Raw genomic sequence first — 25,759 nt, 5'->3', positions numbered from 1 at the left:
CTGATAATTCAGCGTATATCATTCTTTTGAAACAAAAGCATAAGTACCTGCATCAATATTATAAACTGTAGGTAAAAATCTAGCTTGGAGATCTAATTCTTCTTGAGGGCTTGGTTTAGCACTACAAGCAGTTGTAAAAATAGGCAAAAGGCAAATTAATAAATATTTCTTCATTCTAGAAGATTCCTTTATTTATCTTTTATTGAAAATAGATCCTGTACAGGACCGATACTAAGTATAAGTTATATGGGAAGAAGTGTAAGTAAATTGCACTACTGGCCTTAAAGAAAGTTCACAAAGATATGGGCTTTATTTATTACATAGTGCTTAAAAAATATACAGAAACCTCCCTAAAACGAGTTAGAACGCTACAAACGCGAATGATACTTTAAACTCCACTCTTCCCAATAAGTGAGGTGAGCTATGAAATTGTTAGCTTTGGTTAGCATGGGAGTTGCAGCGAGTTATTGGTATAAAACTATAAAAAATAGCAAGCCAACTCTTCTGAAACCTAATTTTGATGAAATAGTAAAAAACTTTGTATTAGCAGAATTTAAAGCCTAATGCATTTGATAATCTTAATTAAATAAAAAGCTCATCGGAAGATGGGCTTTTTTGTTGGAGTAAAGATGGACAAACTTAGTTTTCGTATAAAAATAGGAAAATATTGACCCATCTTAGCTTCTATATATTTGTTATAAATAAAAAAGAGACCCATCAATGGGTCTCTTTTGATTAAATCTTTTATTTCTAAAACCTAAACTGCTTTTTGAACCTTTTGCACTTTTGGCAATGTCGGTTTTCTTCCTAAATACAACGCAATCATGGCACCCGTAAATGTAAGCATACATAACGGTAAAAGAGAAATAGGGAAGCTACCCGAATAATCTTTTACAATACCCATAATAGAGTTCATAAGCCCAGTACCGATATGCGCAATGGTGTTCACCGCTGCAATACCTACAGCCACTAAAGTAGGCGGTAAGCGCTCAGAAACCAACGCCCAGAAAGGACCTTTAATGGCATAGTTACCCATCAAAACGAGTGAGAATAAAAGTAAGCTCAAAGTTAAAGACGAGGTAAAAATAGTAAGGAGCAAACCAAAACTGGTCACAAATAACGGAATAGCTGTGTTGAGACTCTTATTGCCACTTTTATCGGCATGTACGCCCCAAACAATCATGAAAGCGGCAGCTAAACCAAACGGAATCATATTTAAAAGACCTGTCTGCATGGCAGTTAAATGGAAGGCTTTTAAAATCTGAGGCATCCATAACGATAAAATATTGCTGGTTGCTGAACTTCCTGCATAAATAATTGCAAAGAACCATAGATATTTATTGGTAATCAGCAACTTGAACTTACTCTTTTTCTGTTCGGCACTGTCTTGTTTTTCAGAGTTCAACAATTGATTTTTTTCAAAAGTTAAAGTGCTTGTTAACCAGTCCTTTTCTTCTTGATTTAACCATTTAACATTATTTGCGGTATTCGGCAGCCATACAAGGCACAACAAACCAAGAAGGATTGCAGGTAATGCTTCAAGAATTAAAAGCACTTGCCATCCACTTAAACCCAGTAAACCATGCAAGCCTAACAGTAAGGCAGATAATGGTGAACCGATAAAGTTAGATAAAGGAATCGCAACCATAAATACAGCAACAATTCGAGCCATGTATCGTTTAGGGAACCATAGTGTTAAATACAGTAATACGCCTGGGAAAAATCCGGCTTCGGCAGCACCAAGTAAAAAACGTGAAATTGCGTATGAAATCGGGCCGGTAATGAAGGCAGTACAGCAACCGACAATGCCCCAAGTAATCATGATTCTGGCAATCCAGATACGTGCACCTAGCTTTTCCATAGCCATGTTACTTGGAATTTCAAATATGACATATGCAATAAAAAATAATGTCGCACCAAAACCAAAGGCAGTAGCAGTTAAACCAATTTCTTGGTTCATGGTTAAAGCGGCGAAACCAATATTCACCCGATCAATATAAGCGATGAAATAACAAAGAATGAGGAAAGGAAGAATACGGAAAGAAAGTTTACGGATCGTTGACTTTTCTACTTCCGATATAGATATATCATTTTTCATACATACTCCTTATGTACGTGAGAAACCAAACAGCTCGGTAGGGTTCTGATTTAAAATTAAACATTGCTCGTGTTTATCAAACACAATCTGTTTAAAAGCTTTAATCGCATCTTCATAAGTTATTAAGGATTCATGCTGGGTATGTGGCCAATCACTTCCCCAAATGAGTTTGTGTAAAAAGCCTTTTTCTTTAAAAATGTTATAGGCTTGTTGTGCCGTATTTATGTTGTTTGGAGTAGTGCCCAAACGGTAGAAACCGGATACTTTAATCCAGTGCTGTTTTACGTTAAGTAAGCTTAAAAATTTCTGATAATCCGGATCTTCAATCCCTTTAACAGGGTCAACTCGGCCAAAATGGTCAATTACGACATCAAAGCTGTATTCATCCAATTGTGGCAAAAGCTGAACCAGATATTTCGGCGGTGCGTGTATCTCAACTTGCCAGTTGAGGCTTTCTACATTTCGTAAAAATTTTTGCCAGTCAGGCGTATTTAGCGCAGGAGGGTTAAGACCGAATAGATTTAAGCGAACACCTACAATGCCTTGTGCCTTGAGATTCACTAGCTCATCAAACGTCGCCGTATGTTGAACAACGGCGATCCCTTTTAAACGGTCAGGGTATTGCTGAATTGCGTTTAACATCGCTTGGTTATTGATACCTAAAAAGCTGGGTTGAACCAAAACACCATGCGTGAAATTGTGTTCATCAAGATGAGAGATAAAACTTTGTACAGTTGCCTCATAATCAGGTGCATAACGTGCTGTTTCGATACTGTGGTCCTGTGTCGAAAAAACATGTGCATGTGTATCTATACAGTTCATTTTCATCTCACATTACAAATTTTAAAGCGAAAATAGCGATTAAAGCGGCAATGACTCCTACAGGAATTGCTTTAAATAACAGTTGATTAAAGAATTTGGTTTTGTCGATGTCTGCTGGTGCTGAAGCCATAATGAGGCTACCGCCAGACGAGAAAGGAGAAATCGCTGTAGACTGAGCGCCAACCACAATACAAATGAACAGCACTAGTGGGTTTAGGCCAGAGGTAAGTGCAAGCGCCGGAACAATTGGAAATAAGGTAGGAGCAACCACGCCGAGAGTGCTTGAAAATACAGACATAATGGCACTGATGAGACATAAAAGTACTGGAATGACCCACACAGGAACATTGTTTGCTAACCATTCAGATAGGGTAGTAATAATGCCAAGTTTCACACCTAATGCGATGAGCATACCGACACCGCAAATCATGATCAGTGTCCCCCAAGGCACAAGTGCAATGACCTTTTTCTCATCGGCAAGTTTCATAAGTAAACTAATGAGGGAGAAGGTAATCGCAAGGAAGGCAATATCAATTTTGGAGTTTAAAAAGCTAATTGTTTTTACATCGGGAAAAACAAGGTGCAAGATTGGAAAAACTAAAACAATCGACATCATTAAAATAATAAGGAAGATGGATTGTTTCTGTTTTTTGTCGAATGGCTCAGGCTTTTGATCTTCAATTACAATTGAATTACTTTTTCTATTCCACAGGGTGTAAATTCCCAACACCGCAATTGGAATAATTAAAGTTAAGACAAAAATTCCACTGCTATATGAAAAAGCTGTTTGTGAGCTAATGCCAGTATTTTCCATTAAGCTTCGGAAAATAATGCCACTTTGCGATGTCATAAAATTTGCGCCAGCTAAAGCGCCGTAATTTGCAGCCATCCCACCAATAATCATATTCATATTAGTTTTTTTACACAGCAGCAGTGTAATGGGTGCCATAAAGGCAAGTACTGTATAAAAACCAGCACCTAGGCCAGCAATAATGGTTGCTGCGAAAAAAATCGCTAAAGGTAAAAACTGAGGAAACTTACGGCATTTATATAGAAGATGGCTGGCAAGCTTCTCTAGTGCGCCATTTGCCAAAGCAAAGTTATAAAACAAAGTAACGGATAAAATAATAAAGAAAATTTTGACAGGCCATAATTCAATAACTTCGGAAGGTTTAAGACCCATGCCAAAGCAACCAATCAGGTAGGCAAACGCTATCGTAAAAAATCCGATATTAATTTTCGTTTTATAACCTAAACCTATCGATACGGCTAAAGCCATCAGCATCAATGCAGTCATATTATCTTCCTTGATAAATATATAAACATCTAAACATATATATGTTTGGTTTTTTGTATTACACAGAACTATGCTAATATTGTCAAATCGATTTCATAATGTTTAACGCAAATGCTTGATGAGACTGCATTTAAAAATTTTAAATTGCCAAGATATGAAAAGGTCCGTTGGGAACTTCAAAAACTACTGATCCAGTCAAAATGGACAGTCGAAGAGCCTATTCCAAGTGAACAAGAGCTTGCGCAAATGTATAGCGTATCGGTAGGAACCGTTAGAAAGGCGGTTGAAGGACTGGTTGAAGACGGCTTATTAGTTAAACAACAAGGAAAAGGAACTTTCCTCAAACAACCTAATTTTGAAAATTCGCTCATTCGTTTTTTTAGATTACGTAATAAAAAGGGCGAGTTCATTCAGCCACAAGGACAAATTAAAAAAGTAGAAGTGTGTGATGCGATACCGGAAGTAAACGCCGAGTTAGGACTTGGGCACACCGAAAAGTTGCTTTATATCGAGCGTGTCCGTAAGCATGAAGATGTCGTTGTATTAAGTGAGAGAATCTGGTTGCCTGAACGCTTATTTAAAAATCTGGAAGAAATTCCAATCGCTGAGTTTGGGAATCTACTTTATCCTTTTTATTATCAGCACTGTGGCCAATTTATTTCTTCTGCAACAGAACGGTTAACTTTTGAGAAAAATATTAAAGATAGCTATTTAAATAACCACATTGAAGACCCTTTAGTGAAGGTATGCCGTATTGCAAAAAATCTTGAAGGTGTAGCGGTCGAATACCGTGAGTCTTATGGTTTGGCCGATAATTTTCATTATGAAATAACAATTAATTAATTCTTTATGCAGCTTAATAAAGATTTCCTTATTAAGCTGCAGAGCTGGTTCACTATCTTTTATAGTTAAGTATTTCTTGTAGGAAGTGAGTCATTACCCCATAAATCGAGCATCGGCTATTCCTTGAATGCCTAGCCCATAAATGGCAAAAACACTGCCTCGCAATTGATTATCATCAGGGAATCTCGGAAGAGGCGGTTGTGACATAGAGGTAACAAACAAGACATCAAGATTTTTTCCACCAAAAACTGCACTGGTAATTTTTTTTACAGGCATTTCAATAATACGATCGATTTGTCCATCAGGACGATAACGTACTAACTGACCCGAATATACTTTTGCATTCCATAAGTAGCCTTCACGATCTACTGTCGAGCCATCTGCTGAACCACCGTCTGATGTATCTATCTTACAAAAAATAGTTTTATTTGAGATTTGGCCTGTTTCAAGATCATAATCATAAGACCAGATTTCACCTTGCCATGTGTCTGCAAAATAGAGCTTAGTACCATCAGGACTCCAGCAAATACTATTTGAAGTATTAATATTATTTTCTAATTTTTCTATTTTATAATCTGCATCTAATCGGTAGAGAGACGCGGTATTCCCATCTTCAAGGCGGTTCATAGAGCCAAAAACGAATCGACCTTGCCGATCAACACGACCATCATTTAATCTATTTTGAGGTAGGTCTGGTTCAGGGTTACAAATAAATTTTAAGTTGCCTGTGTCAAAGTCGAGTTGATATAACCCGTCTTCGAGCGCAACAATTGCGCCGTTATAATTTTCTTGTAAAGCAAAAGACCCTATTTTTTTATGAACTTCCCACGCCCGTATATTCCCACCGAATTCATCACAACAGAATAATCGCCCATCAACAATATCTACCCAAAATAGGCGTTGGCGAACAGCATCCCAAGTTGGGCATTCTCCAAGTTTTGTTTTTACATCTACCAGTACTTTAATTTCCATAATTCCTTTTTTAGTCCTTTTATTCAGTCATTCATCGATGAAACTAAATTAATGAAAGCTAAATATAAAAACCAATGAAAATTTTTCTTTACCTAATAAGGGATTGTTATTGGTCCAGTGGATTAAAAATGTATGGAGATAAATAGCTAAAACTAAATTGATAAAAATAAGTTATTGCGTGGTGTAGAAATATCATTAGTAATTCTAAATCGACTTGATAGTTTAAGAGTGGACAAATGACATAGCGTTATACGTAAAAGCATGTGGATGCATTTTAATTAAAAAGGAATTAGAAATGAGCCTAAAAAAAGTTCATCGCCACTCTTGGGTATCATTAGTGATTTGCTGGATTATCTGGGTGGTTGTTGCATACGACCGAGAGTTGATTTTCCGCGCAGCCAATATGATTTGTAATGAATTTAATTTATCTCCGACGCAATGGGGATACACCATTGCTGCAATTACACTTTCTTTGGCCGTTCTTAGTATTCCGGTTGCTGCTTTAAGTGATAAACATGCGTCCGGTTGGAAGCGAGGAATTTTTCAGTGGCCTTTAGTAATTGGATTTACTTTTATTTCGTTGCTTTCAGGCATTACATCTTTAAGTTCAAGTTTCTATAAGTTTGTAACCTTACGTATTATGGTTTCTTTGGGTTGTGGGGTGGCAGAGCCAGTTGGGGTGAGTAATACCGCAGAATGGTGGCCTAAGGAACACCGCGGTTTTGCCATAGGCGCTCATCACTCAGGTTATCCGGTTGGAGCGCTACTTAGCGGTGTTGCAATGGCCACCATCATTACCTATTTTGGTCCACAAAACTGGCGCTATGCCTTTTTTCTTGGAATTATATTTGCTGTACCAGCATTAACGTTTTGGGCGATTTATTCGACCCGTAAACGTTATTCAGAGTTTCACCAATCTTGTGTAGATAATCAATTCACACCACCAACAGATTTTGTGCACGATGAAGGAGAAGAAAAAACAAGTACGGATAGTACATGGGAACGTTTAAAACAAACTCTAAGTTCTCGGGGAATTGTGTTTACCGCAGCCAGTACTTTAATTACCCATGTGGTTTATATTGGTTTTTTAACTATCTTTCCTGCATTTTTATACAATATTGTCGGGTTAGATCTGGCGAAATCGGCTGGCTTGAGCGCTGTATTTACAATTACCGGCATGATGGGGCAAATTATTTGGCCGACTTTGTCCGATAAGATTGGCAGACGACTCACATTGATTTTATGTGGTTGTTGGATGGCGGTCAGCATTGCAAGTTTTTGTTTAACCTCAGGCGTGGTTTCCGTCATTGCAATACAACTGTTTTTTGGTCTATCTGCCAACGCAATTTGGCCTATTTTCTATGCGACAGCATCAGATTATGCGCCAGCCGGAGCAATTGGAACTGCAAATAGTTTAATTACAGTTGCTCAGTATGTAGGTGGGGCAGTCGCACCGATTATCATGGGATATTTGCTTACGAGCTTTGGTGGCTGGCATAGTCATCAGGGGTATATCTGGTGTTTTCTCTTAATGTCATGTTGTGCGTTTATTGGCGTGATTTTGCAAATCATATTGGGTTATCTCATTAAAAAAGAAAAATCAGAACAAGTTGATAATTTAAGTTTGAGTGCAAATTAAATTCTTATTTATTTCAAGTTTTTAGTCTTATTTTCATCTCTGGTGAGACACCAGCAAAGTATGTCGATACTGGAATACTTTGCTGGCATTGATAAGAAAGCTAATTCTGCCAATACGGTGTGTCTCCATAGATTTCTGCAAAATAATCGATCACTGCTCTAATATTAAGTGGTGGATGGCGGACATTGGGATAAATGGCTGCGATATGCTGGGGGTGTGATTTAATCGCGACTTCATATTCAGGTAAAAGCTTTATTAAGTCACCTTGTTTTAAAGCTTCGCCAATTAGCCAATCAGGAAATAAAACAATCCCCATGCCATGAAGCGCGGCTGTCATTAAACTCTCGGCATTGTTTGAAGAAAGTAACGGGGTAATTGGATAATGTACCCATTCTTCATCAGGCTCTCTCACTAACCAGCGGTTAGGACCTTCAAAACCTTTATAAACTAGGCATTTATGTTGATTAAGTTCTGTTGGGTGGTTGAGCGTACCGTATTTGGCAATATATTGAGGAGACGCTGCCAAATGATATTTTTGTGTACCAAAAATACGGGCATGAAATGATGAATCAGTCAGTGCTCCAATACGAAATATTAAATCTGTGCTTTCGCGTAATGGGTCTATAAATTCATCGGTTTGAATTAGTTCTATTAGAAGCCTTGGATAACGCTCTGATAAACCCGCCAACCACGGCGCAATATGCCGTTGCCCAAAAAACACAGGGGCATTAATTCGGACGAGTCCAGATGGTTCTATGGTTTTATCTTGTAAAGCCTTTTGAGCTTCATCAAATTGTTCGGTAATTCTTTTTGCATATTCAAAAAATAATTTGCCCGATTCGGTCGGTGTGATTGCTCGTGTATTTCGGTAGAAAAGTTGCTGCCCCAACGCATCTTCAAGTTGTTGAATGGTTCGAGAAATCATGGAGGCAGACACATCTTCTTTACGTGCTACATTCGAGAAGTTTTGAGCATTGTAAACACTAATAAAGAAGCGAAGCGTGCGGATATCAATCGAATTTGTTAAATCCATTTGTGCAATTTCTGCAAAAGTGATTCATGAATTATGCTGTTTTTCTGATGAATTGGCTACCTTAGTATTCGTTGCCTAGATACAGATGAGGCAATATAGATGCAAATTCTATTACTACTCCTAACCATTTTAGGGGGAATGGGGCTATCGGTCGAAGCTGGGCTTTTAGGGCCGTTAGGAAAGGAAGTAGGTGAGTTGTGGGCCACGTTTAGTATTTTTGGCGTGGGTGCAGCACTTACTTTTTTACTCATGTTGTTTTTTAGCCCACGCAATAGCCCTTCATTTTTTACACTTCCATCTTGGCAATTACTCGGTGGCGTTTTAGGTCCGGCTTACGTCATTATTTTGACCATTACCACTCCAATTATTGGCATTGCAATGACCATGATTGGGATTTTAGCGGGACAGGTATCAAAAAGTCTGATTATCGACCACTATGGTTTACTGGGGACTCCACATCGGAAAGTAGACCGTAAACGGGTAGTGGCACTCATCTTTATTGTTGCTGCACTTGTACTTGTGGCAAAAGCGTAGGAGACAGCCATGACAATTTTAATGATTCTTCTCGCTGTCATTGGCGGTGCTTTGCTGAGTGTACAGGCCGCAATTAATGGTCAACTTGGAGCGAAGGTTGGTGTATTTCGTAGTGCTTTTTTGACTTTCTCAGTCGGTGCTCTAATTACGGCTCTCCTTATTTTTTATTTTGAACCTAAACAAGTCTTAACTCTATTAGATGTTCCTAAATGGCAGTTATTAGGTGCCATGTGTGGCGTACCTTATATTGTCATTATGGTACTGGCTGTACAAAGAATTGGGGCTGCAGTTGCTACGGTGGCTGTGATTTTTGGGCAACTTTTGATGAGTATCTTGATTGATAACTTTGGCTGGTTCGGCAATGAAACGCTTCCTTTCTCACCGTATCGATTAGGGGCGCTAATTTGCTTAGGAATTGCTTTATATTTTATCTATTCAAGTAGTAAGGATAAAAAGGTAGAAGGGTAAAATACGGGCTTAATTTAATATTGAATTTGATGAGGCCTCATTAGGAGTAAGACTAACAATGAGGCTCATTTAAAGTTTGAAGTGCTCAGTTGATTCCGTTTATTTGGTCGTATCCACAGAAACCACAACAGATAGACCAGGACGCAACAATTTAATATCAGGTTGGTTCTCAAGGAGTTTGATGCGTAAAGGTAAACGCTGAACAATTTTAGTAAAGTTACCCGTCGCATTTGTTGCTGAAATTGGCGAGAAGAATGCACCAGTCGATGGTGAAAAACTATCTACCACACCTTTTAACTCAACGTTATAAGCATCGACATAAACAGTGACAGGCTGGCCGATTTTAATTCGTTTTAGCTCAATTTCACGGAAGTTTGCTTCTACATACACTTGATCTAAAGGCACAACCACCATGAGTGGATTACCTGCGCCAACAAAGTTGCCCACATTTGCAGACTTCTGCCCAATCATGCCATCAATAGGCGCTCGAATTTCTGTATAGCTCAGATTCAGTTTTGCTTTATCAAGCGCAGCTTGGGCTTGTTTCAAAGCAGCTTGTTTAGCTTGAACCTGAATCTTATATTGGTTGAGCTGATACTGTGCATCAATAACTTTTTCTTTACTACTGTCCAAGTCGGCATATTGCTCGGTTAGTGTGGTTTTTGACTGTTGTGTAATCAATCTAGACTCAGCACCAAGTGCCTGTAATTGCTCATAGCGTGCAGTATTATCTTTAGTGAGTTTAATGCTGGCTTCTACTTTTCTAAGCTGGGCCTCTGTTTCTCGAATAACAGTTGGTTGTCTTTCTACTGCCAGCATTGCTTCATTTAAGTCAGCTTGTGCTTTGGCATAATTAGATTCAGCTTCAGCTAAAGCCGCCTGATAATCACGTGCATCAATCCGTGCCAAAAGCTGGCCTTTTTTTACGGTCTGGTGATCTTTAATATAAATTTCTTGAATATTACCTGACACTTTGGGAGCAATGGTTGAGTACTCGACATCTACCCGCGCATCGTCAGTTTTAACAATGGAAGAAGGTAAAAATATAACTTTTAAAATCCATAAAATGGAAACTAGAACGACTATAAATGCAATAACCATAACCCAGTGTTTCTTAAGATATTGCATCTTTGTTAACTTGGGTGACTCGGTCATGGAGTGATCTTGGGCTTCGAGAGTACTCATAAAGATTTTCCTGAGTTATGACTATTCATTAACTTAATGAGAGCAATGCGTGGTGGATAAGTTCTAACTGGCAAAATCAGCATAACGATAAATAAAATTGCAGTAAGTCCCGCTAAAATCAAATATTGATCACTAATGACTAAAACTGATTGCTGTGCCTGAATCGCAGAATTTAAGGCAGATAAACCACCGGAAACACGTTCGGTACCATCTGCACTCAGCACAGGCGGGGTAAGAGGATTAATAACAGGGCCTTGAATATTTTGAAAAACATGTTGTGCGGTATTTTCAATCAGTCGTGTTGAATGGTATTCGCCACGTACTCGATTGACCCAGTCCAAAAGGCATACACCGAGTACGCCGCTAATAGCACGCGGGGTGTTAATCATAGGCGAAGCATAAATTGCCATAGTTGGATGGACGCTATTTGTACCCATCATGAGGAGCGAAAGCACTACACAGGTTTGACCTAAACATGAGATTGCATGCCAAAAATAGAATTGGTCTTGGTTCCAAGTCGTATCAAGTTGACTTGCACCTAAGCAGCCAACCATAACCAAAAGTAAACCAAATCCATGTACATATCGGCTATCAACCCAAGCTTGGTTCAAAACTTTAATAACAATCGGGATATAGATAAATTGTAATGCGGCAATTTGTAAGCCAATCCACATGGTTTGAGTAGGCTTATAACCATGCACGGCGCTTAAGTAATTAAGGGGTAATGTACTGGTTGACATACCAATAACCACAAAGCAGAACAACGCAATAACAGCATAACCAAAATTTCGTATTTCGAGCATTTGCGGTTTAATTAATGGTGTTGGATAGCGCCATTCATGTATTAAAAATAAAGGGAGGGTAATGGCACTCATTAAAGCCAAAACACAAATCAATTTTGAATGGAACCAGTCCAAATGATTGCCATGCAAAAGCATGGTACTAAGGCTTGCCAAACCAATAATGGCTAGAATCGCGCCAGTCCAATCGTAAGTTTTTATTCTTGAGTAATTTAATGGATCTTGCGGAATACCGAAGTAAACTAACGCAGCACTTAAAGCACAAAAAGGGATGGTTTGGAAAAATATCATCTTCCAACCAATCACATCTAAATAAAAGGCAGCAAGCGCAGCGCTTAAGTTTGGGAAAAAAGTTGCTGTCAATGCATAGCAGGCCAAGCCCCATAGACGAATTTCAGGTCCTAGGAATCTAAGTGCACATGCCATTAATAAAGGAATAGTTAAACCATTGGCGAGTCCTTGTAAGCCCCGTAATAAATAAAATATTTCGATATTTGGGCTAAAAGGAATTAAAACGCTAGAGAAGAGGCAAAGTCCTATCGCAAAAAGAAGAACCCAACGCATAGAAAAAATAACGGCCCAACTGGTGGACAGGATCATCCCAATAATCATGGCACTGGCATAAATACTGCTGACCCAATAACCAGAGTCGACACTAATACCCATCTCACCGCGAATATCGACCAAGGTAATGCTGCTAATTCGGTTATTAAATTCGACAGTCATGGCTGCAAAAATTGCACCTGCCAAACCGATGAGTGGTCGTATATTCATCTTTTACCTTAAATTTTAAAATGAGCTTAATGCTTATAGCGGTGATTAAGCTCAACTGTACCGATCGGTACTCTACTATCTTATTAAATTTACGTCAATTCTCGATTTTGAACTTTTCGATGAGTTACACTAAGAATGAAATTGCTAAATATGTTTGTAGGGTCGTATGTCTGATTGCACTAAAACGAATGAGAAAGATCAAAAAATTCTGGATGCAGCAACAAAGTTTTTTCTGATCCATGGTTTTAGTGGAACAACCACAGATATGATTCAAAAAGAAGCGGGCGTTTCAAAAGCGACCATGTATGGTTGTTTTAAAAATAAAGAAGCGATGTTTGCTGCGGTCATTGAACGCCAATGTACCAACATGCAAAAACAAATTATGTCGGTTGAGACAAAAGCCAAAAATTTACGTTCAGCCTTAACCGAAATTGGGAAAACTTATCTGTGCTTTATCTTATCGCATTCAGGTTTGGCTTTTTTTAGAGTCTGTATTGCAGAAGCTGTAAGGTTCCCGGAATTATCCGAAAAGTTCTTTGAAGTGGGACCACAACGTCTAGCAAATATTATTGCAGGTTATCTTGAAAAGTCGGTTAAACAAGGAGAAATTGAATTAACGTCTTCTTCGGAAGTCGCAGCAAATATATTTTTATCGCTTTTAAGAAGTGATGCCCACCTAAAATGTTTGACTCATCCTGATTATTTAATCTCAGCTGATGAAATTAGTACTTGGGTTGAATACGCTGTTGATTTATTTTTAAAAAATATTAATTACAAACTAGATTGATATTAAGGAACTTATACCTCCTTAAAAAACCTAAATGTAGAAGTAAAAAAGAGACCAACTTGTGGCCTCTTTTTATTTTTAGATCGCGTTTCTAGTCATCTCACCATTAACCAGTCTTAAAATCTGCAACGGGTTGCTATCTTTTAAAGCCTCTGGCAATAAATTTTGCGGATAGTTCTGGTAACACACAGGGCGCAAGTAACGGTCAATGGCCAAGGTTCCAACTGAAGTACCTCGTGCATCTGAAGTGGCTGGGTATGGTCCACCATGAACCATGGCATCACAGACTTCAACACCTGTTGGGTAGCCATTTATAAGTAATCGACCAGCTTTTTCCTCTAGCACAGGAACTACATCTGCAAACTCAGTTAAGTCAGCTTCATCGGCAATTAAAGTCGCAGTCAGTTGCCCATTCATGCTTTGTAGTGCCTGAATGAGTTGAGCTTTATCTTCAACTTCAATGATGACTGTAGTTGGCCCAAAGATTTCTTCCTGTAAAAGCTGGTCACCCGCCAGTAAAAGCTCAACATCAGCTTTAAACAGTTGCGGCTGCGCCTGATTGCCTTGTTGAGTTTGACCTGCCAAATGCTTAATGCCTTGATGCTGAGTTAAGTGCTCAAGTCCAGCGGTATAGCTTTTTAAGGTGCCGGCATTGAGCATAGTTTGTGCAGACTTAGCCCCCATAATTTCAGTCAGGTTGCTAATGAGCTGACTAAATTCAGCTGATTTAATACCTAAAATTAAACCCGGATTGGTACAGAACTGACCACAGCCTAAAACCACTGAATCTGCCAAGTCCTGTGCAATTTTTTCACCACGGTTTTTTAAGGCTTTGGGCAACATCAGCATCGGGTTAATACTGCTCATTTCAGCAAACACCGGAATCGGTTGTGGACGGGCTGCGGCCATATCACATAAAGCACGACCCCCACGTAATGAACCTGTAAAACCCACAGCCTGAATTAAAGGATGCTTCACTAATGGTTCACCCACGCCATTACCATAGATCATGTTAAATACACCTTTTGGCATATTTGATTTTTCTACGGCACGCTCAATTGCCTGTGCTACAAAGTCTGCTGTGGCCATGTGTCCACTATGGGCTTTCACCACTACAGAGCAACCTGCTGCCAGTGCCGAAGCAGTGTCACCACCCGCGGTTGAGAATGCTAAAGGAAAGTTACTTGCCCCAAAGACTGCCACAGGGCCAACACCGATTTTAATCTGGCGCAGGTCTGGGCGAGGTAAAGGCTGACGCTCAGGCAAAGCGGTATCAATACGGGCACCTAAAAAGTCGCCACGGCGCAACACTTTAGCAAATAAACGCATTTGCCCACTGGTCCGGGCACGTTCACCTTGTAAACGTGCAAGTGGCAAAGCGGTTTCCTGTGAGACAATTTCAAGAAAATCTGTACCTAAAGCATCGAGTTCATCTGCAATGTTTTCTAAAAAAACAGCACGCTGTTCAGGAGATGTATGGCGATAAGTCTTAAACGCTTGACTGGCTGCTTCACAGGCCTGATTCACTTCTTGCTCGGTTGCATGGTGAAACTCATAAGGCAAAGTTTCACCAGTCGTAGCATGAATGCTTTTTAATAAGATTGTACCTTGTGCGCTGCGTGAACCGCCAATAAAGTTGTGTCCGATAATGGTCATAACAAATATCCTGAAATTAATGAGAGTGTCTTGGAAGGTTGTCTTGGTTTACGACTCGCATATATAAAGTTGCGGGTTCCAAACAACCACCAGTAGATAATTGACCTACCATGTTGCGATACATTTCTTGCCAAGGTGTTTGAGATGGAGATACCGTCGGTTTCCATTCACGGCGGCGTTGTTCTAACTCTTCGTCAGAAATGAGCACGTTGACAGAACGTTTATTTAAATCAATACGTAAACGGTCATTGGTTTTAAGTAAGGCAATTCCACCGCCTACAGCCGCTTCGGGTGACATATTTAAAATAGAAGGGCTGGCAGAAGTTCCACTTTGGCGGCCATCTCCTAAGCAAGGCAGTGAATCAATCCCTTTTTTAATTAACTCCGCTGGAGGAGCCATATTGACGACTTCAGCACTACCCGGATAACCCACCGTACCTGCGCCACGAATGACTAAAATACAATGTTCATCAATGTTTAAGGCAGGGTCATTGATACGTGCGTGATAGTCTTCGGGACCTTCAAAAACGATTGCACGTGCTTCGAAACTATTTTCATTGTTTGGATCTGATAAATAGGTTTTTTTAAATGCTTCGCCCACTACAGACATTTTCATAATGGCGCTGTCAAAGAAGTTGCCACTGAGCACAATGAAACCGGCACCATGTTTAAGAGGTTGTTCATAAGGGAAAATGACATCTACATTTGAAGTTTTTGCATTTTTGGCAATTTCCCCAATTGTTTTACCGCTAACCGATGCACAATCTTCGTGTAATACACCAGCTTTTTGTAATTCGTGTAAAACGGCAGGAACACCACCCGCACGATGGAAACCTTCACCCAAATATTTACCCGCCGGCATACAGTTCACAATAAGCGGAATGTTTTCACCCACACGTTGCCAGTCTTCTAAACTCAGCTCAATACCCATATGACGGGCAATTGCAATGAGGTGAGGAGGACAGTTACTCGATGCACCTAAAGCTGAGGCTACTGCGATTGCATTTTCAAAAGATTGTTTGGTCATAATTTTAGAAGGACGTAAATCTTCTAAAACCATTTCACATATTCTTTTGCCAGTCATATAGGCCATTTGCCCACGTTCACGATATGGTGCTGGAATACTTGCACATGTCGGTAAAGACATACCTAACGCTTCTGCCAAAGCATTCATGGAAAGTGCAGTGCCCATGGTGTTGCAATGCCCGACTGAAGGTGAAGCAGAAGTGGTCATTTCCATGAACCCTTCATAGTCAATTTCACCAGTCGCAAGTAAGTTTCTTGCATGCCAAAGCACAGTGCCGGAACCAATTAACTCACCTTTAAAATGACCATCTAGCATTGGCCCACCAGACAACACAATTGCAGGTATATCTGTTGTGGCTGCTGCCATTAAACATGCAGGGGTAGTTTTGTCACAGCCAGTAGTCAGCACTACACCATCAAGCGGATAACCATGCAAGATTTCAACCAAACCTAAATAGGCCAAGTTGCGGTCAAGTGCAGCAGTTGGACGACGGGTTTGTTCTGCAATCGGGTGGACGGGGAATTCCATTGGAATACCACCCGCGTCTCGAATACCCGCTTTAACGCGTTCAGCAAGTTCTTTGTGATGACGGTTACATGGGGTCAAATCACTACCGGTTTGTGCAATTCCAATAATCGGGCGACCTGATTGTAACTCGGCGCGGGTCAAACCATAATTCATGTAGCGCTCAACATATAAAGCGGTCATGTCGGCATGTTCAGGATCATCAAACCATTCTTGGCTACGTAAAAAAATCCGTTTATTTTGATCATTCATTTTTTGATCCTTTCACTCATACTTTTTGAAATTTAGTTTATTTACGGGATGAATCTTGCAATTCAACCGATCGATAATACGTGAAAATTATAGTAATTCACGCTGCTTCAAATTACGCATCAAAGCATTTATTCCAAAATTCCACGGTGTTGCTTTATCACTGGTCATAACCGTGTTGTACAAAGTACCAAGTTTAGGTGAATGAATACGGACGACATCTCCGACTTTATGGGTAAAGCCAGCCCCAGCTTGTTCTCGATCTTGAGTCGGTGCAAATAAAGTACCCAAGAACAAAACAAAACCGTCTGGATATTGATGGTTTTCATTAAGAGTTTGTTGAATTAAATCTTCAGGATCTCGGCTAATTTGCGACATAGAACTTACCCCATTTAACACAAAGTTATCGGTGCCTTGAATTTGCAGTTCAACATCGCAAGTACGAATATCATTTAAAGTAAAAGTATGATCAAAAATGCGAATAAATGGGCCAATTGCACAAGATGCGTTGTTATCTTTCGCTTTACTCAACAGTAAAGCGCTACGTCCTTCAAAGTCTCGTAAATTCACATCGTTACCTAAAGTCGCGCCTAAAATTTTACCTTGGCTGTTGGCAACTAATACGACTTCCGGCTCTGGATTATTCCACTCAGACTTTGGGTGAATACCAATATTTTGTCCTGTGCCTACAGCCGCTAAAACAGGGGCTTTAGTAAAAATCTCGGCATCTGTACCAATACCCACCTCAAGATATTGAGACCACATTTTTTGTTCGATTAAATATTCTTTGAGTTGTAGCGCTTTTTCAGAACCGGGTTCGATTGTTTTTAAATTATCACCGATTACGCCTTGTACAACTTCACGAATCGATTGAGCTTTTTGTGCATCGCCACCGGCTTGTTCTTCAATCACTCGTTCTAACATGCTTGCAGCAAAGGTAACACCTGCCGCTTTAATTACTTGTAAATCAATTGGGGCTAAAAAATATGCCTTGTTGTTATCTGGCTCGGCGATAGTATTGGCAAATAATTCATCAATTGAACCAACTCGTCTTCCTTCAATTTCAGATAAAGCTTTTAAAGGATCCGCACTTTCAAGTAACTCGGAAATAGTATGAAATTTTTCCGAGATATCAAAAACTTGATTGCCTCTTAAAATAATAGGGGATGGACCCGAAATTTGACTTGGAATCCACGCACGGCCAATTAAACATCCTTGAGTTGCATCATCTGGTAATGAGTTCTGGGAATTTAACGTAAAGTTCATTTAAAGCTTCCTTCTTTTATTTGAAATCATGATATGTTTCTTATTTAATAAACACCAATCGTAATAATTTAATTATTAATAACCAGTGGTTATCAAAAAGGAATTTTAAAAATGGCAGATTTGACTTACTCAAGTTTAAATAACTGGCTTAAATTCAAGCATTTGGTTTTATTAGAGACGTTAGCTCGAACCAATAACATGCATTTGGCTGCCGAGCAGATGAATTTAAGTCAACCTGCCGTAAGTAAAATGCTAAAGGAAATTGAGGGCCTTCTTGGGTTTCAGGTCTTTGAGCGGCTGCCCCGAAATATGCCTGTAACGGCATTGGGTGAACATGTCATTCGTTATGCACAACGTGTTTTGAATGACGCAAAGCATTTTGTCGAAGACATCGAGATTTTACGGTTGGGTGGACATGGATTTTTAAAAGTAGGGGGAATATTTGCAGCGACCGCCGTGGTAATTCCAAACTCAATTATCGAAATTAAGAAACAATGGCCGCTACTTTCTATAGATGTTGTTGAACAGACCAGTGACCATTTAATGGAAATGTTGAGTGAACATACTCTAGATTTAGCCATAGGTCGCTTTACCGATGTGACGCAAAGTCAGTTTTTCGATTTCCAGCCGTTAGGCCCTGAACCCTTCTGTATTGTTGTCAATAATGCGCACCCATGTGCCCAGAAAAAGTTTTGTACATTAGAAGAATTATTAAAATGGCCGTGGGTACTTTATCCTAAAGGCACACCCATTCGGGAGCGTATGGAAGGTGCATTTGCCCGAGCTAAAGTCAAAATTCCTTTAAATACGGTAAATACCATGTCGATGCAGACCTTTTTACAGATCTTAAAAGGCGCACCTATGGTGGGCATGTTGCCAGAAGCAATGGTGATTGATCAGGTGAAAGAAGGACAACTACAGATTTTAGAAACAGACCTGATTTTAGATGCCCAAGATTATGGAATTTTGACACGTAAAGATGAACCAGTGTCTGATATAGCCGCAGCATTTATTAATATTTTACTTAAAAATGCAAAACGTAAGTAAAGTCCTCAGCCTCAAGTCATAGAAGACTTGGGGCTTTTAAATTAAAAGAAAGCCTATTTAATTTAGTCAAAGTTTCATCATAAAACTGATATTAAAAAGTTATCAATATTTAGAAATTATTCATTGGAAATTATTGCAGGGACTCCTTATCGTTTAATTCATGATGATTAAAAATCTTTAAGTGAATAAGAATTAGGAAAGGATCCCTGTATGAATGTGTTAATTACTGGCGGCACGGGTTTTATTGGAAAGCAAATCGCCAAAGAGATTTTAAAAACCGGAAGCCTGACTTTAGATGGTAAACAAGCTAAGCCCATCGATAAAATTATTTTGTTTGATGCGTTTGCTGGTGATGATTTACCGCAAGACCCAAAAATTGAAGTGGTGATTGGCGATATTACCGACAAAACCATAGTGGCAAATATTACAGAAAAAATTGATGTTGTTTGGCACTTAGCCGCCGTGGTGAGTTCGGCAGCAGAGGCTGATTTTGACTTGGGAATGGATGTAAACCTTTATGGTCTTTTAAATTTATTAGAAGAATTAAGAAAAAAACAAACAATGCCTCGAGTCATTTTTGCGAGTGGCTGCGCTGTATTTGGTGGTCAATTACCAGAAGTTGTAACAGATGATACGGTGGTTACACCAAAGTCCTCTTACGGTATGCAAAAAGCAGTAGGAGAATTGCTCGTTTCAGATTATTCACGTAAAGGCTTTATTGATGGCCGTGTTTTAAGATTACCGACTATTGTGGTTCGTCCGGGTAAGCCTAATAAAGCCGCATCTACATTTTTTAGCTCAATTATCCGCGAGCCTTTAAAAGGTGAAACGGCGATTTGTCCAGTCCCGCCAGATACTCCGGTTTTCATTACTTCACCACGACGCTGTGTTGAGTCAATGATTAAGGCTGCGTCAATTTCTTCAGAGGCACTCCAAGATAACCGAATTATTCCCTTACCGGGATTGACCGTTACCGTTAAGCAAATGCTTGAGGCTCTTGAAAAAGTTGCCGGTAAACAAGCAACTGATTTAGTGCAGTGGCAAGAAGATAAAACGATTCAAAGGATTGTTCAAAGTTGGCCGGTTCAAGTGAAAGCTGAATATGCCGAATCTTTAGGTTTCCAAGCAGATGAGAATTTTGAAAGCATCATTCAGGCACATATAGAAGATACCCAAAATTAATGGCAGTGATCGCCAATTCATGTGAGAGTTATTATGGAAGATATCAAAAATGTCACAGCTCTCGAAGAGCAGACAATTAAGCGTATTTCGAGTCGAATCATCCCGTTTCTTATTATTTTATTCATTATGGCCTTTCTAGACAGAACCAATATTGGTTTTGCTGCGCTACATATGAATGATGCAATTGGAATTACCCAAACTATTTTTGGTTTAGGTGCGGGTGTATTTTTCTTGGGATACTTTATTGCAGAAGTACCGAGTAATATTTTACTTCATCGGTTTGGTGCACGGATCTGGATTGCCCGAATCATGATTACTTGGGGAATTATTGCCGGACTTATGGGATTTATCCATAGTGGGACTCAATTTATTATTTTACGGTTTTTACTGGGTATTGCAGAAGCGGGTTTTTTTCCGGGGGTTATTTTTTATTTAACCTTATGGTTTCCTGCTAAATATCGTGCCCGTGTCTTCGCGACATTCTATTTAGGGTTACCAATTGCTCAGATTATTGGAGCGCCAATTTCGGTCGGCCTTATGCAATGGGGCAATACCATTGGCTATGAAGGCTGGCGTTTGATGTATGTTTTAGAAGGGATTCCTTCCATTATTTTAGGATTAATCTGTCTAAAATATTTAACCAATAACCCGAAAGAAGCACAGTGGTTAACAACTGAGCAGCGCCAATGGCTCATGAATACGCTAGAGTGCGAAGAAAGAGAAAAAGAGCAATCTGCCGATGCAGCTTTAACAAAAGGTGAACTCATTAAACAAGTGTTTAAAAATCCTTTAGTGTGGATTATGGCAATTGTTTATTTTGGAATTACGTCTGGTTCAAATGCGATGTTCTTCTTCTTACCAAGTGTTTTAGAGTCGTTCCGTAACACCTTTGGTATGCAAATTAGCCTTATCCAAAATGGTTTACTCACCGCTATTCCATATGCATTTGCGGCGGTTGGTATGGTTTTATGGAGCCGCCGTTCTGACCGTAAACAAGAGCGTTATAAACACGGTGCTTGTGCAGCACTTATGGCGGCTTTCGCAATTGCGATTGCTTTGATTGTGAATCAACCGTGGGCAATTATTGTGGGCTTTATTTTGCTCGCAATTGGTGTATTTAGTGCGATTAACATCTTCTGGACTATTCCTGGGCAAACTTTAACAGGAGTGGGTGCCGCAGCCGGTATTGGCTTAATTAACTCTGTAGGTAATTTAAGTGGTTTTACTGGTCCATATTTAACAGGCTATTTATATACCACCACGGGCACCTATACAGTAGCGTTCCTTGCTATTGCAGGATTTGTCGCCATGGGCGGTTTAGGGTTACTGCTTTTGGCAAAGTTAAAGTCTGATAGCCTAAAAGTAGAACAACAGCGACTTAAAGTGCGGACTGCTACGGAGATGAAATAATGGCTCGGATTGGTTTTGTTGGAACTGGCATTATGGGAATGCCAATGGCCATGAACTTATTAAAAGCTGGTCATCAAGTTAAGGTCTGGAATCGAACTTCATCTAAAGCAGAAAGTTTAAAAGAGGCGGGTGCTCATGTTTGTAGTGAATTTGAACAAGTCGGAAAAGATGTAGAGTTTCTGATTTGTATGCTCAGTGATGGAAAAACCTGTGATGAAATTCTATTTCAAGAACGTGGTGCAATTTCACAGCTAAAACCTGAAAGCACGGTCATAGTGATGAGTTCGATACCTGTTGAATTTGCAAAGACACAAAGTGAAAAATGTAAAGAAAGAGGACTTAGATATTTAGATGCACCTGTTTCTGGCGGTGAAAAAGGTGCTCAAAATGCAAGTCTGGCGATTATGGTTGGCGGCGATGCTCAAACATTTTCACATGCTGAACATGTTCTATCTGCCATGGGGCGACCAGTTTTAGTCGGAGATGCCGGCTGTGGAATGTTGGCAAAACTCGTCAATCAAATGATAGTCGCATCCACCATTGCAACCGTGAGTGAAGGTTTATTGCTTGCCAGTAAAGCAGGAGCAGACCTGATAAAACTAAAACAAGCATTAACAGGCGGTTTTGCAGATTCCCCGATTTTGCAACAGCATGGCGAACGTATGTTAAATCGAGATTTTAAACCGGGAGGTACAGCTCGAAACCAGCATAAAGATATTCATACAGCCGTTAGCTATGCTAAATCGCTTGAGTTGAATTTACCTATAGCCCAAAAAGTCAGTCAATTGTTCGAAAATATGCTTGCTGCTGGAGACGGTGAGCTTGATCATTCTGGTTTAATTCGTGAGCTTGAACGAATGAATCATGTGTAATATTGCTTTAATTTTAGCGGTACTTGATGAATAGACATAATCAAGTACCGCTTTTTTTCTGGTATTAATTTTTTAATAGTCCGCGTTTATTGCTTTTATATATTCTTAATATCTACTGACGGAGAAACCCCAAAAAAACGTTTATATTCTCTGGAAAATTGGGACAAGCTTTCATAACCGACTTGCATACTGGTAGATGAAATATCGTATTCTTCGGTCATTAATAAACGCCGTGCCTCGGTCAACCTCATTCTCTTTTGATACTGTAAGGGACTCATTGAGGTTATATCCCTAAAATGTTGATGAAAACTTGATGCACTCATCCCCATTGTGCTTGCCAATTCTTCAATACTAAATGGTTTCGCAAAATTTGTTTTCAGCCATTCAATCGCCTTCACAATTCGATGACCTGTAGTGCCTGCCGCTACAATACGTTTAAGTCGATCGCCTTGCGGGCTCATCAATAAACGATAAAAAATTTCCTTAATAATAAGAGGAGACAAGATGGGAATGTCTTGTGGCGTATCTAGTAATTTTATTAACCGTATAAACGCATCATTCAGCTCTGAATTGACTACTCCAACAGCCATTCCTTTTTTCTCAGTATTTACATCTTTAAAGGGAATATGGGCCTCAAGCATGATTTGAGCAAGTAAATATGGGTCTAGCCTTAGCACAATTGAGAGATAGGGTTGTTCAACAGAAGCTTCAAGCACTTGAGCAATTACAGGCAGGTCAATTGCAGTAAAAAGGAAATGGTTAGAGTCATAAGTATAAGTCTCTTCGCTAAGAATCACCTGTTTTTTGCCTTGAGCAATCATACATAGACTCGCATCCATCATACTGCTACTTGGTTTGGTCAATGTCTCTGCACGATATAAAGTCAGTCCCGTAATAGCTGTTTCGAATGTGCCTTTTTCTCGTGTCCATTGATCGACAAGTTGGGCCAATTCTTGATTATGGTTGGACCTATTCGCCATTCAGATTCTACCGATTACCCTCTGTATTTTTATTGTAGACATTTCAAATAAGAAAAATAGTGAGAAGTGCAACAATTCGGAGGATTAGGCAAATCTGTGAGAGGAATAGAACAACACCTTACAACTTTCATTTTTATACTGTTTGAACAACGCTTAATCCTGCATCCCTCATTTTGTTGGCGCTGAATCAACAGATTTATGCAGCTACCCATATGGTCCAGCTTCCTTTATCTCAAAAGAAGGAAATAACGCAAATGCAAAATTCTTTATCCGAACAGCAACAGGCAATCATACCGATTGCTGCCTATGCTGCAAATGGTGACCTAGCTAAACTCAGTCAATCATTAAAAGATGGTTTAGATTTAGGGTTAACCATTGCAGAAATTAAGGAAGTTTTAGTTCAAACCTATGCCTATGCAGGTTTTCCTCGAAGTTTGAATGCCCTTACAACATTTATGCAGGTGCTAGAGCAGCGTAAAGAAAGCGGTATTCGTGACATAGAGGGTAAGACTAACAGCACTCTACCGAAAGATTATCAGGCACTTTTACAAGGTACTCAGAATCAAACTCAGTTGGTGGGTCAACCTGTAAAAGGTGCACTTTTTGAGTTTGTTCCAGCTATAGATGAGTATTTAAAGGCTCATCTTTTTGGCGATATTTTTTCAAGGGATGTGCTGAATTGGCAAGATCGTGAGATTGCTACTTTGAGCATGCTTTCGGCTCTAGAAGGTGTAGATAGCCAACTTCAATCCCATCTTAATATTGCAAAGACTCAAGGTGTTAGTTCTCATCAATTTGAAAATATACAGAAAATACTTGCTGAAAAAGTAAGTCTGCAAGTGGGTCAAAGGTTCCAAAATGTATTGACCAGTTTTCACAATCAATCGCTCTAAATGAGCTCCCAGCGAAAAAATCGTCTTTATTTACATTAAGCATGAGAGAAAAAAATATGACAACTGAAGTTTTAGGTTATGCCGCGCTGTCATCAGAAACTCCTTTAGTTCCGTTTAAATTTGAACGTAGAACCCCACGTGAAGATGATGTTGTCATTCAAATTGAGTATTGTGGTGTTTGTCACTCTGATCTACATCAAGCTAAAAACGATTGGGGATTTAGTGCTTATCCATTAGTTCCGGGCCATGAAATTGTTGGACGTGTTACCTCAATCGGTCCTAAAGTCACAAAGTATAAAGTTGGTGATTTAGTGGGCATTGGCTGTATGGTCGATTCATGCCGTACTTGTTCTGCTTGTCATTTAGGGCTAGAGCAATATTGTGAAGAAGGTAACATCCAGACTTATGGCGGCGTAGATCGCCATGACCAACGCCCAACTTATGGTGGATATTCACAAAGCATTACCTGTAGTCAAGATTTTGTATTAAAAGTACCTGAAAATCTGGATGCTCAAGCTGTACCACCACTACTTTGTGCGGGTATTACCACATGGTCACCGCTACGTCACTGGAATGTTGGAAAGGGCAGTAAAGTTGCTGTCGTTGGTTTAGGTGGTTTAGGACACATGGCAATTAAACTTGCCAATGCTCTAGGCGCTGAAGTGACACTATTTACTCGCTCAGCAAACAAAGAACAAGATGCAAAACAACTTGGCGCACATCATGTAGTCTTATCAACAGATGAGAATCAAATGAAGTCGGTATTAAATCAATTTGATTTAATTGTTGATACTGTGCCTTATAACCATGATTTGAAGCCTTATATTCCAACTTTAGCTTTAAATGGAACCATTGTATTAGTTGGATATTTAGGTGAAATTAGCGCAAATTCAGTACCTATGATTTTAGGTAGAAAATCAATTGCAGGCTCGGTTATTGGTGGAATTAAAGAAACACAAGAACTACTCGATTTTTGTGGTGAGCATAATATCGTTTCTGAAGTAGAGATGATTAATATGCAAAACATTAATGAAGCTTTTGAACGTATGCTAAAGAGCGACGTGAAGTATCGTTTTGTGATTGATATGAAAACATTGTCTGAAGATTAATTCAGACATTATTTGAGCTGTGCATACTATAGCTATGTGTGCACAGCCCATCAGGTTAATTAATGCAAGCGCTATGATTTAGAAGGTATATATTTACGCATAGCAAAGATAAATAGCTTAAATAAAATACTAAATCCAAAAACAGGTATGCTGAGTCCTAACACGAGGCTCACCGCTATAAACATGATTAAATTATTTGACTCGCTTTTATAGACTTTTTGCCCAATCATTAAATAGTTTTTATTAGTTGGTAAATTTGGCGTTTTTTTTGCTTACTATCTAAGGCGTTAT

At 39.4% G+C, this 25,759-nt stretch carries 23 protein-coding genes and 2 pseudogenes; 12 read left to right on the top strand and 13 right to left on the bottom strand.

Annotated elements, in window-relative coordinates; translation table 11 throughout:
- Positions 1–21: 21 nt before the first annotated feature.
- Positions 22–174 (bottom strand): annotated as a pseudogene (locus RFX69_RS05690) (hypothetical protein); the annotation flags it as partial.
- Between the two features lie 249 nt (positions 175–423).
- On the opposite strand from RFX69_RS05690, the gene RFX69_RS05685 reads away from it, so the two are divergent.
- Positions 424–564 (top strand): hypothetical protein, encoded by a 141-nt coding sequence (locus tag RFX69_RS05685; RefSeq protein WP_000770269.1) that lies wholly within the window; start codon positions 424–426, stop codon positions 562–564.
- A 193-nt stretch (positions 565–757) separates the two neighbouring features.
- On the opposite strand, the gene RFX69_RS05680 is transcribed toward RFX69_RS05685, so the two are convergent.
- Genes RFX69_RS05680 through RFX69_RS05670 form a run of 3 tightly spaced genes read right to left on the bottom strand, consistent with a single transcriptional unit; the run spans position 758 to position 4,217 of the window.
- Entirely contained in the window at positions 758–2,098 is a 1,341-nt protein-coding gene (locus tag RFX69_RS05680; protein ID WP_065184945.1) for an MFS transporter, read from the bottom strand.
- Positions 2,099–2,107: 9 nt separating this feature from the next.
- Positions 2,108–2,920, bottom strand: a complete 813-nt coding sequence (locus RFX69_RS05675; RefSeq protein ID WP_289332721.1) for an amidohydrolase — start codon at positions 2,918–2,920, stop codon at positions 2,108–2,110.
- A 7-nt stretch (positions 2,921–2,927) separates the two neighbouring features.
- Entirely contained in the window at positions 2,928–4,217 is a 1,290-nt protein-coding gene (locus tag RFX69_RS05670) for an SLC13 family permease (protein WP_000126040.1), read from the bottom strand.
- 111 nt (positions 4,218–4,328) lie between these two features.
- On the opposite strand from RFX69_RS05670, the gene RFX69_RS05665 reads away from it, so the two are divergent.
- Complete coding sequence (locus RFX69_RS05665; protein ID WP_023896669.1) at positions 4,329–5,060, top strand: GntR family transcriptional regulator; 732 nt, start codon at positions 4,329–4,331, stop codon at positions 5,058–5,060.
- A 93-nt stretch (positions 5,061–5,153) separates the two neighbouring features.
- On the opposite strand, the gene RFX69_RS05660 is transcribed toward RFX69_RS05665, so the two are convergent.
- The gene (locus RFX69_RS05660; protein WP_038348148.1) at positions 5,154–6,032 is read right to left on the bottom strand and encodes an SMP-30/gluconolactonase/LRE family protein; all 879 of its coding nucleotides are present in this window, start codon (positions 6,030–6,032) and stop codon (positions 5,154–5,156) included.
- 295 nt (positions 6,033–6,327) lie between these two features.
- On the opposite strand from RFX69_RS05660, the gene RFX69_RS05655 reads away from it, so the two are divergent.
- Entirely contained in the window at positions 6,328–7,671 is a 1,344-nt protein-coding gene (locus RFX69_RS05655) for an MFS transporter (protein WP_000053785.1), read from the top strand.
- A gap of 100 nt (positions 7,672–7,771) precedes the next feature.
- Here RFX69_RS05655 and RFX69_RS05650 read toward each other — a convergent pair whose 3' ends face one another.
- Complete coding sequence (locus RFX69_RS05650) at positions 7,772–8,704, bottom strand: LysR family transcriptional regulator (protein WP_289333107.1); 933 nt, start codon at positions 8,702–8,704, stop codon at positions 7,772–7,774.
- Between the two features lie 99 nt (positions 8,705–8,803).
- Between RFX69_RS05650 and RFX69_RS05645 the strand changes: the two genes are divergently transcribed.
- Complete coding sequence (locus RFX69_RS05645) at positions 8,804–9,238, top strand: DMT family transporter (RefSeq protein ID WP_001166493.1); 435 nt, start codon at positions 8,804–8,806, stop codon at positions 9,236–9,238.
- 9 nt (positions 9,239–9,247) lie between these two features.
- On the top strand, positions 9,248–9,706 hold the full coding sequence (locus tag RFX69_RS05640; RefSeq protein ID WP_078209511.1) for a DMT family transporter: 459 nt from the start codon (positions 9,248–9,250) through the stop codon (positions 9,704–9,706).
- Between the two features lie 99 nt (positions 9,707–9,805).
- Here RFX69_RS05640 and RFX69_RS05635 read toward each other — a convergent pair whose 3' ends face one another.
- Together RFX69_RS05635 and RFX69_RS05630 are read right to left on the bottom strand one after the other, a co-directional pair.
- Positions 9,806–10,891: an HlyD family secretion protein gene (locus RFX69_RS05635; RefSeq protein WP_289332723.1), complete on the bottom strand. Its 1,086-nt coding sequence runs from the start codon at positions 10,889–10,891 to the stop codon at positions 9,806–9,808.
- Entirely contained in the window at positions 10,888–12,465 is a 1,578-nt protein-coding gene (locus RFX69_RS05630) for an MFS transporter (protein ID WP_271055915.1), read from the bottom strand. Before RFX69_RS05630 ends, RFX69_RS05635 begins: the two co-directional genes overlap by 4 nt.
- A 166-nt stretch (positions 12,466–12,631) precedes the next feature.
- Here RFX69_RS05630 and RFX69_RS05625 point away from each other — a divergent pair, with 166 nt between their 5' ends.
- Positions 12,632–13,252, top strand: a complete 621-nt coding sequence (locus RFX69_RS05625; protein ID WP_001278392.1) for a TetR/AcrR family transcriptional regulator — start codon at positions 12,632–12,634, stop codon at positions 13,250–13,252.
- 78 nt (positions 13,253–13,330) lie between these two features.
- Here the strand turns inward: RFX69_RS05625 and RFX69_RS05620 are convergent, their stop codons facing one another.
- The 3 genes from RFX69_RS05620 to RFX69_RS05610 form a co-directional block, all read right to left on the bottom strand.
- Positions 13,331–14,908, bottom strand: a complete 1,578-nt coding sequence (locus RFX69_RS05620) for an aldehyde dehydrogenase (NADP(+)) (protein WP_289332724.1) — start codon at positions 14,906–14,908, stop codon at positions 13,331–13,333.
- Positions 14,909–14,924: 16 nt separating this feature from the next.
- Positions 14,925–16,712 (bottom strand): IlvD/Edd family dehydratase, encoded by a 1,788-nt coding sequence (locus RFX69_RS05615; RefSeq protein ID WP_289332725.1) that lies wholly within the window; start codon positions 16,710–16,712, stop codon positions 14,925–14,927.
- Positions 16,713–16,799: 87 nt separating this feature from the next.
- Entirely contained in the window at positions 16,800–17,975 is a 1,176-nt protein-coding gene (locus RFX69_RS05610; protein ID WP_289332726.1) for a fumarylacetoacetate hydrolase family protein, read from the bottom strand.
- 111 nt (positions 17,976–18,086) lie between these two features.
- On the opposite strand from RFX69_RS05610, the gene RFX69_RS05605 reads away from it, so the two are divergent.
- The 4 genes from RFX69_RS05605 to RFX69_RS05590 all read left to right on the top strand — a co-directional run bounded on the left by RFX69_RS05605 (position 18,087) and on the right by RFX69_RS05590 (position 22,486).
- The gene (locus tag RFX69_RS05605) at positions 18,087–19,022 is read left to right on the top strand and encodes a LysR family transcriptional regulator (protein WP_000774594.1); all 936 of its coding nucleotides are present in this window, start codon (positions 18,087–18,089) and stop codon (positions 19,020–19,022) included.
- A 210-nt stretch (positions 19,023–19,232) separates the two neighbouring features.
- Entirely contained in the window at positions 19,233–20,204 is a 972-nt protein-coding gene (gene denD, locus RFX69_RS05600) for a D-erythronate dehydrogenase (protein WP_289332727.1), read from the top strand.
- 33 nt (positions 20,205–20,237) lie between these two features.
- Positions 20,238–21,614: an MFS transporter gene (locus RFX69_RS05595; protein WP_289332728.1), complete on the top strand. Its 1,377-nt coding sequence runs from the start codon at positions 20,238–20,240 to the stop codon at positions 21,612–21,614.
- A complete protein-coding gene (locus RFX69_RS05590) occupies positions 21,614–22,486 on the top strand; it encodes an NAD(P)-dependent oxidoreductase (RefSeq protein ID WP_289332729.1) in 873 nt (290 codons plus the stop codon). The genes RFX69_RS05595 and RFX69_RS05590 overlap by 1 nt, the downstream gene beginning before the upstream one ends.
- A 95-nt stretch (positions 22,487–22,581) precedes the next feature.
- Here the strand turns inward: RFX69_RS05590 and RFX69_RS05585 are convergent, their stop codons facing one another.
- Positions 22,582–23,466 (bottom strand): AraC family transcriptional regulator, encoded by an 885-nt coding sequence (locus RFX69_RS05585; protein ID WP_000013631.1) that lies wholly within the window; start codon positions 23,464–23,466, stop codon positions 22,582–22,584.
- A gap of 254 nt (positions 23,467–23,720) precedes the next feature.
- Between RFX69_RS05585 and RFX69_RS05580 the strand changes: the two genes are divergently transcribed.
- Together RFX69_RS05580 and RFX69_RS05575 are read left to right on the top strand one after the other, a co-directional pair.
- Entirely contained in the window at positions 23,721–24,359 is a 639-nt protein-coding gene (locus RFX69_RS05580; protein WP_065709731.1) for a carboxymuconolactone decarboxylase family protein, read from the top strand.
- Positions 24,360–24,415: 56 nt separating this feature from the next.
- Entirely contained in the window at positions 24,416–25,468 is a 1,053-nt protein-coding gene (locus RFX69_RS05575; RefSeq protein WP_289332730.1) for an NAD(P)-dependent alcohol dehydrogenase, read from the top strand.
- Between the two features lie 71 nt (positions 25,469–25,539).
- On the opposite strand, the pseudogene RFX69_RS05570 reads toward RFX69_RS05575, so the two are convergent.
- Positions 25,540–25,641: pseudogene (locus RFX69_RS05570) on the bottom strand (hypothetical protein); the annotation flags it as partial.
- Between the last annotated feature and the right edge of the window lie 118 nt (positions 25,642–25,759).

The sequence above is a fragment of the Acinetobacter sp. 148 genome (assembly GCF_031196675.1).
Classification (GTDB): Bacteria; Pseudomonadota; Gammaproteobacteria; order Pseudomonadales; family Moraxellaceae; genus Acinetobacter; species Acinetobacter baumannii.
This window is presented reverse-complemented; position numbering and strand designations above follow the sequence as displayed.

Bases quoted from the DNA above. Each gene is read 5' to 3' on its own strand.
- RFX69_RS05685 (WP_000770269.1), top strand. From the start codon at position 424: ATGAAATTGTTAGCTTTGGTTAGCATGGGAGTTGCAGCGAGTTATTGG.
- RFX69_RS05680 (WP_065184945.1), bottom strand. From the start codon at position 2,098: ATGAAAAATGATATATCTATATCGGAAGTAGAAAAGTCAACGATCCGT.
- RFX69_RS05675 (WP_289332721.1), bottom strand. From the start codon at position 2,920: ATGAACTGTATAGATACACATGCACATGTTTTTTCGACACAGGACCAC.
- RFX69_RS05670 (WP_000126040.1), bottom strand. From the start codon at position 4,217: ATGACTGCATTGATGCTGATGGCTTTAGCCGTATCGATAGGTTTAGGT.
- RFX69_RS05665 (WP_023896669.1), top strand. From the start codon at position 4,329: ATGCTTGATGAGACTGCATTTAAAAATTTTAAATTGCCAAGATATGAA.
- RFX69_RS05660 (WP_038348148.1), bottom strand. From the start codon at position 6,032: ATGGAAATTAAAGTACTGGTAGATGTAAAAACAAAACTTGGAGAATGC.
- RFX69_RS05655 (WP_000053785.1), top strand. From the start codon at position 6,328: ATGAGCCTAAAAAAAGTTCATCGCCACTCTTGGGTATCATTAGTGATT.
- RFX69_RS05650 (WP_289333107.1), bottom strand. From the start codon at position 8,704: ATGGATTTAACAAATTCGATTGATATCCGCACGCTTCGCTTCTTTATT.
- RFX69_RS05645 (WP_001166493.1), top strand. From the start codon at position 8,804: ATGCAAATTCTATTACTACTCCTAACCATTTTAGGGGGAATGGGGCTA.
- RFX69_RS05640 (WP_078209511.1), top strand. From the start codon at position 9,248: ATGACAATTTTAATGATTCTTCTCGCTGTCATTGGCGGTGCTTTGCTG.
- RFX69_RS05635 (WP_289332723.1), bottom strand. From the start codon at position 10,891: ATGAGTACTCTCGAAGCCCAAGATCACTCCATGACCGAGTCACCCAAG.
- RFX69_RS05630 (WP_271055915.1), bottom strand. From the start codon at position 12,465: ATGAATATACGACCACTCATCGGTTTGGCAGGTGCAATTTTTGCAGCC.
- RFX69_RS05625 (WP_001278392.1), top strand. From the start codon at position 12,632: ATGTCTGATTGCACTAAAACGAATGAGAAAGATCAAAAAATTCTGGAT.
- RFX69_RS05620 (WP_289332724.1), bottom strand. From the start codon at position 14,908: ATGACCATTATCGGACACAACTTTATTGGCGGTTCACGCAGCGCACAA.
- RFX69_RS05615 (WP_289332725.1), bottom strand. From the start codon at position 16,712: ATGAATGATCAAAATAAACGGATTTTTTTACGTAGCCAAGAATGGTTT.
- RFX69_RS05610 (WP_289332726.1), bottom strand. From the start codon at position 17,975: ATGAACTTTACGTTAAATTCCCAGAACTCATTACCAGATGATGCAACT.
- RFX69_RS05605 (WP_000774594.1), top strand. From the start codon at position 18,087: ATGGCAGATTTGACTTACTCAAGTTTAAATAACTGGCTTAAATTCAAG.
- denD (WP_289332727.1), top strand. From the start codon at position 19,233: ATGAATGTGTTAATTACTGGCGGCACGGGTTTTATTGGAAAGCAAATC.
- RFX69_RS05595 (WP_289332728.1), top strand. From the start codon at position 20,238: ATGGAAGATATCAAAAATGTCACAGCTCTCGAAGAGCAGACAATTAAG.
- RFX69_RS05590 (WP_289332729.1), top strand. From the start codon at position 21,614: ATGGCTCGGATTGGTTTTGTTGGAACTGGCATTATGGGAATGCCAATG.
- RFX69_RS05585 (WP_000013631.1), bottom strand. From the start codon at position 23,466: ATGGCGAATAGGTCCAACCATAATCAAGAATTGGCCCAACTTGTCGAT.
- RFX69_RS05580 (WP_065709731.1), top strand. From the start codon at position 23,721: ATGCAAAATTCTTTATCCGAACAGCAACAGGCAATCATACCGATTGCT.
- RFX69_RS05575 (WP_289332730.1), top strand. From the start codon at position 24,416: ATGACAACTGAAGTTTTAGGTTATGCCGCGCTGTCATCAGAAACTCCT.